The sequence below is a fragment of the Anaerolineae bacterium genome (assembly GCA_014360855.1).
GTDB lineage: Bacteria > Chloroflexota > Anaerolineae > JACIWP01 > JACIWP01 > JACIWP01.
Genome location: JACIWP010000121.1, coordinates 1 through 8,910 on the forward strand (window position 1 = coordinate 1; position 8,910 = coordinate 8,910).

Here is an 8,910-nt window from a genome sequence, read left to right on the forward strand (position 1 = left end):
GGCCAAAGAAATCCCTCGCCAACAGGCCCAGCGCCACCCCCAGCGGCTCCACGGTCCAGAGGTAGGCCCAGGCCCCCCATTTCCCGGTCAGGCTGGTGAACAGGAACGCCAGGCAGTTGACCAGCAGGAGAACCCCCGGGAAGGTCAGGCCGTACAACTGCCGGCGCTGGTCCCACCAGATGAGGAGGGGCAGGAAAAAGCCGACAGCCGCCCAGCCCAGCAGGAGCGGCCACAGCCGGCCGAGGCTCAGGGGGCTGTCCGGCCCCAACAAGAGGCTCCCCACGCTGGTGAAGAAAAAGAGCAGGCCCAACAGCAGAACCATGATACCCACGTACAGCAGGCCCCGATTGCGCATCTTTCACCTCCTGTTCACTGGAGCGCCGCCCTTTCGCCGGGCGCCGGCACCGTTACCGTAAATCCGCCCAGGGGGCGTAGTTTGTCCGCCAGGCTCTGGGCGGCCTCTGCCTCGCCGTGCACCAACCATATCTGCTTCAGCCGGCCCAGCTCCATGCCGCGCACGTATGCGGTCAGCTCCTCGTAATCCGCATGGGCGCTGTAGCCGGTGATAAGTTCCACCCGCGCCCGCAGTTGGTAAGGCTCGCCGAAGATGCGCACCTCCGGCTGGCGCTCCAGCAGGCGCCGGCCCAGGGTGTGCTCCGCCTGGAACCCCACCAGCAGGACCACGTTGCGCGGATCCTCGATATTGTTCTTGAGATGGTGCAGGATGCGGCCGTGCTCGGCCATGCCGGAGGCACTGATGATGATAGCCGGCTCCCGCAGGAAGTTCAGCTCCTTCGACTCCTCCACGGAGCGAATATAACGCAGGTCTTGGAAGCCAAAGGGGTCTTTTCTATGATTGGAAGAAATGAATTCTCGGATTTCCTCATCGTAGCATTCGGGATGCAGGCGGAAGATCTCGGTGACATTCACCGCCAGCGGGCTGTCCACAAAGATCGGCAGACGGGGGATTTTGCGCGCCTCCCAGAGGCGGTGCAGGTGATAGACAAGCTCCTGGGTGCGGCCCACGGCGAAGGCGGGGATGATGACCTTGCCGCCCTGACGGTAGGTTTCATTGACGATTTCCCTCAGCCGGCGTTCGGCATCCTGGGGCGTCTCATGCCGGCGGTTGCCATAGGTGCTCTCCAGGATGAGGTAATTCACCCCCGGCACGGTCTCCGGGTCGCGCAGGATGGGCAGGTCGCGCCGGCCCACATCCCCGCTGAACATCAGCCGATACGTGCGGCCATTTTCCTCAATGTCAAGCACGACGAAAGCGGAACCCAGAATATGGCCGGCGTCGTAAAAGGTCAGCGTGATGCCCGGGCCAATGTGCATGGGGCGGTGATAGCCAACGCTGACGAAGGAGGGCAGACAGGCGACGGCGTCGGCGACGGTATAGATCGGCTCCACCGGCGGCAGGCCCTGGCGGGCGCGCCGCTTGTTCACATAGGCGGCGTTCTCCTCCTGGATATGGCCGCTGTCCTGGAGCATGGCACTGCACAGGTCGCGTGTGGCCGGCGTGGCATAGATCGGCCCGCCGAAGCCCAGCCGCACCAGGTTCGGGATATTTCCCGAATGGTCAATGTGGGCGTGCGAGAGCACCATGGCGTCAATGGAAGATGGGTCAAAGGGGAGCTGGCGGTTGCGCTCGTAGGATTCCTGCCGACGGCCCTGAAACAGCCCACATTCCAGCAGGAGCCGGAAGCCGTTCACCTCCAGCAGGTGCATGGAGCCGGTAACGGTGCGCACTGCGCCGAGGAACTGGATTTCCATGGCGAGCCTCTATGCATGGGTTGCGGGTATTATACAACACCTGCCGGCAAATTGTCACCTGCGCGCCGGCGCGGAGGCCCGCCGGCGCTCCCACAGCGCCAGCACGGCAATCAGATAGGTCTGCGGGGTCATGTCCAGCGGCTGGACCTCCACGAGGGTGAAGCCGGCTTCCTGCAGGAAGCGCGCGTCATGCGCCAGCGCCGCCACGTCCGCCGCGTAATAGACCAGCCGGCGCGGCGCCAGCCGGCCAAGCTTCTCCGCCACTGCCCGGTCAATCCCCTCATGCGGCGGCGACAGGAGCGCCAGGTCCACCGGCCCCTCCACCTCATCCAGCCCTTCCGCCAGGGTGCCGTAGATGACGCCGGCCGCGGCCTCGCCGGCGTTGACCACGAAGTCGTTGACCGCCCAGGGGTTATCCTCCACCGCCACCACGCCGGCGACATCCTCCACATAGGACAGGCTGAACAACCCCACGCCACAGCCGGCGTCCAGCAGGATATCCTCTGGCTCGGGGGAGAGGTAATCGTAGGCGATGTCCAGCATATGCTCCGCCATATCGGAGTTGGGCGGGAAGGGGCTGAGGGCGGAGATGCGGAAGCGCCGGCCGGCGATCTCCTCGGTGATCCACGGACTGCCGATGAGCGCCCGCACCTCTTTCCCCTCATCCAGCGCGCAGGCGATGGGCAGGTTGGTCGAAAGGTGGGGCACCCAACCTTCCTCGGTCTCGAAAATGATGAGCTGGTCGCCGGTGCGCGTGCCGGCGCGCAGGGTAAGCCGGCGAAGCTTCTCCGCCTCGATGTCCAGCACGCCGTAGATTTCGCGGAGCAATGGGTGGAACAGCTTGCAATCCTCGATGGGCACGATACCAGGATGGAAGCTGGTGCGGATGCCCAATCCCCCCTCCGGGGTCGGGAACAACTGGGCCGAGTTGCGGTACTCCCATGGGTCCTCCATGCGCACCGCCGGCTCGACCCGCACGCCGCGCAGGTGGGCCAGCCGCTCGAGTTGGTCCTGAACGATGCGGCGTTTTTCCGCCACCTGTTTCTCATACGCGATGTGCTGGAGCTGACAGCCGCTGCAGCGCGGGTAATAAGGGCAGGGCGGCTCGACGCGATGCGGCGAGGGCCGCAGGATTTCCAGGATGTGCGCCCGTGCCCAGGAATCGTGGTCCTCAGTGATGGTCACCCGCACGCGGTCGCCGGGCGCGCCGTAGGGGACAAAGAGCACGCGGCCGCCGGCCCGCCCCATAGCCATACCGCCGTGCGCCATGCCCTCCAGCTCGACAACGATGCCCTCTTCCGCCGGCGCATGCCCTTTTTTACCCATTCCATCTCTCCCCCGATCGAGCGGCTGACGGTGGAAAAAAGGCCCTTGCCGGGAATATGGCAAGGGCCCAGGTTGCGCTTGCTCGTGAATTATGCCCAGCCGCGCAGGCGCACCGCTTCCGCCACGCGCGCCACCGCCACCAGGTAGGCGCCCATGCGGTTGTTCACCTTGTGCTTCTGGGCCATATCATGCACCGCGTGGAAGGCGGCCGTCATCTTCTGGTACAGCCGTTGATGCACCTCTTCCAACGACCAGTAGAAGTTATAGGCGTTCTGCACCTGCTCGAAATACGAGACGGTCACGCCGCCGGCGTTGCAGAGGAAGTCCGGGATGACGTACACCCCGTTCTGGTAGAGGATCTCGTCCGCCTCCGGGGTGGTGGGGCCGTTGGCCAGCTCCGCCACAATGCGCGCCTTGACGTTGCCGGCGTTCTTCTCGGTGATGACGCCCTCCAGCGCGGCCGGCACCAGGATGTCCACGTCCATCTCCAGCAGTTCCTCGTTGGTGATACTACGGGCACCGGGAAAACCAACCACGGAGCCAGTTCTCTGACAATGGGGGAAGACCTCAGAATATGAAAAGCCTTCGGGGTTATAGATGCCGCCCATCACATCGGCTATGGCGATGACTTTGACGCCCAGCAGTTCTTCCGCGAGCTTATGGGCGAAGGAGCCGACGTTGCCATAGCCCTGGAGGGCCATGGTGGCGCCCCGCACGTTCATCCCCAGCACTTTAGCCGCCTCCAAGATGCAGTACATACCGCCGCGCGCCGTGGCATCCCCGCGCCCCTCGGAACCGCCCAGGGGCAAGGGCTTGCCGGTGATGATACCAGGACAGTGGGAGCCGGTGATCACCTCATATTCATCCAGCATCCAGGCCATGATCTGTGGGTTGGTATAGACATCGGGCGCCGGCACGTCCTTATCCGGCCCGATGATGCGGGCCACCTGGCGGATGTAACCGCGGCTCAGGCGCTCCAGCTCGCCCTGGGACATCTCCTTCGGGTTGCAGATGATGCCGCCCTTGCCGCCGCCCAGGGGGATATCCACCACGGCGGTCTTCCAGGTCATCCAGGCCGCCAGGGCGCGCACGGTATCAATGGTCTCCTCGGGGTGGAAGCGGATGCCGCCTTTCGCCGGCCCGCGCGCATCATTGTACTGTACGCGAAAGCCCTTGAACACCTTGACCGTGCCATCGTCCATGCGCACCGGGATGGTGACATGCAGTTCGCGCATGGGTTCTCGCAGGAGCGCATGCACACCGGGGTCCAGGCGGAGGATCTGCGCGGCCATATCCAACTGGCGCTGAGCGATTTCGAAGGGATTCGGTTTCTCTGGCATAGTGGGTCTCCCTTTTCTGAAAATGATGGTATTGCCTCTTTACAATATCTCAATATACTGTATCCCAACTGCCTCGTCGCACACACAGCACCGCCCGTTCCTCTTTTTTGGATAGAGAACGGGCGGCAAAGCGGCGGCTGTCGCGTCATATCCGTAAATTCAGGCGCCGTTGCCTGCCCGGCCCAAATTATACCACCTCAGGGGAAAGATTCCAAATTATTCCCCTTTTAGTGAACGGCGGAGCAATTCGCCGGCAAGTTTTGGATTGGCCTTGCCGCGCGTGGCCCGCATCACCTGGCCAAGCAGGAAGCTGAGCACCTGTTCCTTGCCCTTCAGGTACTGCTGGACCGGCTCCGGGTTCTGCTCGATCACCTGTTGTACCACGCGCAGAAGCTCGTCCGCGTCGGAGATCTGGGCCAGGCCCTTCTCCTGGACGATGTCCTGGGGCCGCCGGCCGGTTTGGAACATCTCGTCGAAGACCAGCTTGGCGGTGTTCAGGTTAATGGTGTTGGCGTCCACCATCTTCAGCAGTTCCGCCAGATGCGCCGGCGTGATCTTCACCTGCGTCACCGGCGTCTCGGTGGCCTTCAGCAGGCGGAACAGCTCCCCGCTGATCCAGTGGCAGACCTTGACCGGGTCCCCATATTCCCTCACACAGGCCTCATAATAATCGGCGATCTCGCGCTCCGCCACCAGCACCGCCGCGTCCTTGGGGTCCAGGCCGTACTCGCGCGCAAAGCGCTCCTGCTTGGCATCGGGCAGTTCCACCAGCCGCGAGCGAATCTCCTCCAGCCACTCCGGCGAGATGTACAGCGGCGGCAGGTCCGGCTCGGGGAAATAGCGGTAGTCGTGGGCCTCTTCTTTGCTCCGCTGGACGAAGGTCACGTTGCGCTGTTCGTCCCAGCCGACGGTGACCTGTCGGACGCGCTCACCGCGCTCCAGGAGCTCGGTCTGGCGGGCGATCTCGTACTCCAGGGCCAGTTTGACGGAGCGGAAGGAGTTGAGGTTTTTGATCTCGACCTTAGTGCCCCATTCCTGGGAGCCCGCCGGCCGCAGGGAGATGTTGGCCTCACAGCGCATGGCCCCCTCTTCCATGTTGCCGGTGCACACACCCAGGTAGCGCAGGATCTGCTGGAGCTTGATGAGGTATTGGCGCGCCTCTTCGGGGGTGCGCATATCCGGCCGGCTGACGATCTCCATCAGCGGCACGCCGGAGCGGTTCACATCGATCAAGCTGTACTCGCCGACATGGGTCAGCTTGGCGGTGTCCTCCTCCAGGTGCACGCGGATAATGCCGATGCGCTTGCTCACGCCGTCCACATCAATGTTCAGCCAGCCGTCGTAGCACAGCGGCTCCTCGTACTGGGAAATCTGATAGCCTTTCATCAGGTCCGGGTAGGGATAGTTCTTGCGGGCAAAGCGCGAGAACTCGGCGATCTTGCAGTTGAGCGCCAGGCCGGTCATGATGGTGTATTCCACGGCGCGCTTGTTGATGACCGGCAGGACCCCCGGCATGCCCAGGCAGACCGGGCAGACATGGGTGTTGGGCGGCGCGGCAGCATAGTCCGCACTGCACCCGCAGAACATCTTGGAGCGGGTGAGCAGTTGGGCGTGTACTTCCAGTCCGATGATGGCTTCGTACTCCAAAACTGTCCCTCCCGTAACGCTTTCAGCGGGATCGCCGGCGCTACACCTCCCGGTGGCGCTGGACGAAGCGCGCCATGCGGTTCAGCGCCTCCTCGATGTTTTCCAGCGATGAGGCATAGGAACAGCGCACAAACCCCTCCCCGCATTCGCCGAAGGCGCTCCCCGGCACCACCGCCACCTTCTCCTCCATCAGCAGGCGTTCGGAGAACTCCATGGAGCTGAGGCCGGTGGTGCGGATGCAGGGGAAGGCGTAGAAGGCGCCCTTCGGTTCGAAGCAGGAGAGGCCGATGTTGTTCAGGCCGGCCACGATGAGCCGGCGCCGGCGGTCGTACATCTCGCGCATGTACTGCACGTCCTCTTCCCCGTGTTTCAGGGCGCGCAGGGCGGCGATCTGCGCCACGGTCGGCGCCGACATAATGGTGTACTGGTGAATCTTGAGCATGGGGGCGATGAGCTCGGCCGGGCCGGCGGCATAGCCCACGCGCCAGCCCGTCATGGCATAGGCCTTGGACATGCCTTGGAGCACGATGGTGCGCTCGCGCATGCCCGGCAGGGAGGCGAAGCAGATATGCTCCACGCCGTATACCAGCCGGTCATAAATCTCGTCGGAGATGACCACCAGGTCATATCGTTCCGCCAGTTGGGCGATGGCCATCAGCCGCTCCCGGCTCATGACCGCGCCGGTGGGGTTGTTGGGATAGCCGATCAAGAGGGCCTTGGTGCGCGGGGTGATGGCCCGTTCGATCTCCTCGGCCGTGACCTCGAAGTTGTTCTCGACCCAGGTGGGGATGCGCACCGGCACGCCGCCGGCCAGCACCACCTCCGGCACATAGGCCACGAAGCAGGGCTCCGGCACGATCACCTCTTCGCCGGGGTTGAGCAGGGCGGTCAGGGCCAGGTACAAGCCCTCGGAGACGCCCACGGTGATGAATATCTCTTTGGCCGGGTCGTACTGCACACCGTACAGGCGCGCGATGTTCTCCGCAATGGCCTGGCGCAGTTCGAAGATGCCGGCATTCGACGTATAATGGGTCTCCCCGCGGCGTAGGGCCTCGATGCCGGCCTCAATGATATGCGCCGGCGTGGTGAAATCCGGCTCCCCGATGCCCAGGGAGATGACATTCTGCATGGTCGCCGCGATGTCAAAGAAGCGGCGGATGCCGGAAGGCGGGATGCTCGCCACACGCTCTGCGACTTTCGATGAAATCATATATCCTCTCCTCCTGATTGTTCTTCTGCCCCTTCCGCCGGCGCTGGGCTGGCCAACGTCCACACGTCCATGGTCTCGTCGTACTGCAGGATATGCGGCCCCGTGGAGGTCTCGATGCGAAAGGCCGGCCCGCTCGGTGTGCGCCAGCGTGCGGTGATGCGAAGGATCTCATGCCGCTGGCCCTCCATGATGACCGCGCGCGGCTCCTGGGCATAGGTGTAGCCGGAATAGCATTCCACCTGCACGGCCCGGGCGAACAGTTCCACCATGCGCGCCCTCCTACAGGTGCGGCACAAGGCCGGCGGCCGAATCCACCTGGGACGAGTCCCCCACGTTCAGGCTCTCGAAGCTGCCCCGCACCCGCGCCTCATCCCCGATGAGGGAGCGGGTCAGCATGGCATTCTCGATGTGCGCGCCCTTGTTGATGATGGAGTCGTTCACCAGCGAGCGGTAAATCTCCCCTTGATCCGCCAGGCTGACATAGGGCCCGACGATGGATGATTCCACGCGGCAGTGCGCGCCGATGTACACGTACGGCCCGATAACCGAATGCTCAATGCGGGCGGTGGGATGGACATAGGCCGGCGGCACCACGATGCAGGAATTGGGCGTCGGCTCCTGATGGGAGATCCTTTCCAGCAGGTAGCGGTTGGTATGAAGCACCGCCTCGGGCGTCCCACAGTCCTCCCATACCTCCACCGGCCAGGCGTTCAGCCGCGCCCCCTGCTCCACCATCAACTGCAGGGCATCGGCCAGGAAGTACTCCCCCTTGGTCTGGATGTTGCGGGCAATCAGCTCGTCAATACAGGCGAACAGGTGTTTGGCGTCCTTCAGATAATACACCCCGATGACCGCCAGGTTGGAGATGGGCTCACTGGGCTTTTCCACGAAGCGGGTGATAATGCCGTCCTGAATGGTAACGACCCCGAAGCGCCGCGGGTCCTCGACCTCTTTGACGAAGATGACACCGTCGCTGGTCAACTGCTCGAGGGGCTTCAGGTCGGCCTCGAAGATGGTGTCCACGAAGATAATAAGCACTGGGCCGGCGACATGCTCCCTGGCCAGCCAGATGGCATGGGCCTGTCCCTTCAGCTCTTTCTGCTCCACATAGCGCGCCCGGAAGGTATAGTTCTGCGAGACGTACTGCTCGATCTTGTCGCCAAGGTAGCCGGTGATAAAGATGATTTCCTCGATATCCAGCCCCTCGAGCTTATCGAGGATATGGCCCAGGACGGGCTTGCCGGCCACGTTCACCAGGGGTTTGGGCTTGGTGTAGGTATGCGGACGCAGTCGCGTCCCAAAGCCGGCGAGCGGGATGATGACCTTCACTGTCTCACGACCTCCTTGTCCTCTGCCTTTCCGTCCAGCGGCGGACGCAGTTTATGCCATTCCGTGGCCTGCTCATAGGCATAGGCGACACGCAGGGCGGTGGGTTCCTGAAACGCGCCGGTCAGTATCTGCATGCCGACCGGCATCCCGTCCGCCAGGCCGCACGGCACCACCATGCCGCAGATGCCGGCCAGCGACGGCGCCAGGGTGAAGATGTCGGTCAAATACATGCTCAGCGGGTCAGCGATCTTCTCCCCGATCTTAAAGGCGACCATCGGGGTGGTC

Annotated in this window: 9 protein-coding genes; all 9 read right to left on the minus strand. The window is 63.5% G+C overall.

From position 1 onward, the window contains the following. Positions 1–355 (minus strand): hypothetical protein (locus H5T60_08020; protein MBC7242375.1); only part of this gene is annotated, 355 nt, incomplete at its 3' end. Positions 356–369: 14 nt separating this feature from the next. Then, positions 370–1,773 carry an MBL fold metallo-hydrolase gene (locus H5T60_08025; protein MBC7242376.1) on the minus strand — a complete coding sequence of 468 codons (1,404 nt, stop codon included), beginning with the start codon at positions 1,771–1,773 and terminating at the stop codon, positions 370–372. A 54-nt stretch (positions 1,774–1,827) separates the two neighbouring features. Then, positions 1,828–3,099 carry a 23S rRNA (uracil(1939)-C(5))-methyltransferase RlmD gene (gene rlmD, locus H5T60_08030; GenBank protein MBC7242377.1) on the minus strand — a complete coding sequence of 424 codons (1,272 nt, stop codon included), beginning with the start codon at positions 3,097–3,099 and terminating at the stop codon, positions 1,828–1,830. Between the two features lie 89 nt (positions 3,100–3,188). Further along, a complete protein-coding gene (locus tag H5T60_08035) occupies positions 3,189–4,439 on the minus strand; it encodes a Glu/Leu/Phe/Val dehydrogenase (GenBank protein MBC7242378.1) in 1,251 nt (416 codons plus the stop codon). Positions 4,440–4,655: 216 nt separating this feature from the next. Beyond that, entirely contained in the window at positions 4,656–6,086 is a 1,431-nt protein-coding gene (gene gatB, locus H5T60_08040; GenBank protein MBC7242379.1) for an Asp-tRNA(Asn)/Glu-tRNA(Gln) amidotransferase subunit GatB, read from the minus strand. A gap of 40 nt (positions 6,087–6,126) precedes the next feature. Next, complete coding sequence (locus H5T60_08045) at positions 6,127–7,296, minus strand: aminotransferase class I/II-fold pyridoxal phosphate-dependent enzyme (protein MBC7242380.1); 1,170 nt, start codon at positions 7,294–7,296, stop codon at positions 6,127–6,129. Further along, a complete protein-coding gene (locus H5T60_08050; protein ID MBC7242381.1) occupies positions 7,293–7,565 on the minus strand; it encodes a hypothetical protein in 273 nt (90 codons plus the stop codon). The genes H5T60_08045 and H5T60_08050 overlap by 4 nt, the downstream gene beginning before the upstream one ends. A gap of 10 nt (positions 7,566–7,575) precedes the next feature. Then, positions 7,576–8,625 (minus strand): NTP transferase domain-containing protein, encoded by a 1,050-nt coding sequence (locus H5T60_08055; GenBank protein MBC7242382.1) that lies wholly within the window; start codon positions 8,623–8,625, stop codon positions 7,576–7,578. Continuing rightward, the coding region (locus tag H5T60_08060) for an Asp-tRNA(Asn)/Glu-tRNA(Gln) amidotransferase subunit GatA (GenBank protein ID MBC7242383.1) at positions 8,622–8,910 on the minus strand (289 nt) is incomplete at its 5' end. The genes H5T60_08055 and H5T60_08060, both read right to left, overlap by 4 nt.

What these genes read in the sequence shown, in the direction of transcription:
- H5T60_08025 (MBC7242376.1), bottom strand. Translation starts at nt 1,773, where the DNA reads ATGGAAATCCAGTTCCTCGGCGCAGTGCGCACCGTTACCGGCTCCATG.
- rlmD (MBC7242377.1), bottom strand. Translation starts at nt 3,099, where the DNA reads ATGGGTAAAAAAGGGCATGCGCCGGCGGAAGAGGGCATCGTTGTCGAG.
- H5T60_08035 (MBC7242378.1), bottom strand. Translation starts at nt 4,439, where the DNA reads ATGCCAGAGAAACCGAATCCCTTCGAAATCGCTCAGCGCCAGTTGGAT.
- H5T60_08045 (MBC7242380.1), bottom strand. Translation starts at nt 7,296, where the DNA reads ATGATTTCATCGAAAGTCGCAGAGCGTGTGGCGAGCATCCCGCCTTCC.
- H5T60_08050 (MBC7242381.1), bottom strand. Translation starts at nt 7,565, where the DNA reads ATGGTGGAACTGTTCGCCCGGGCCGTGCAGGTGGAATGCTATTCCGGC.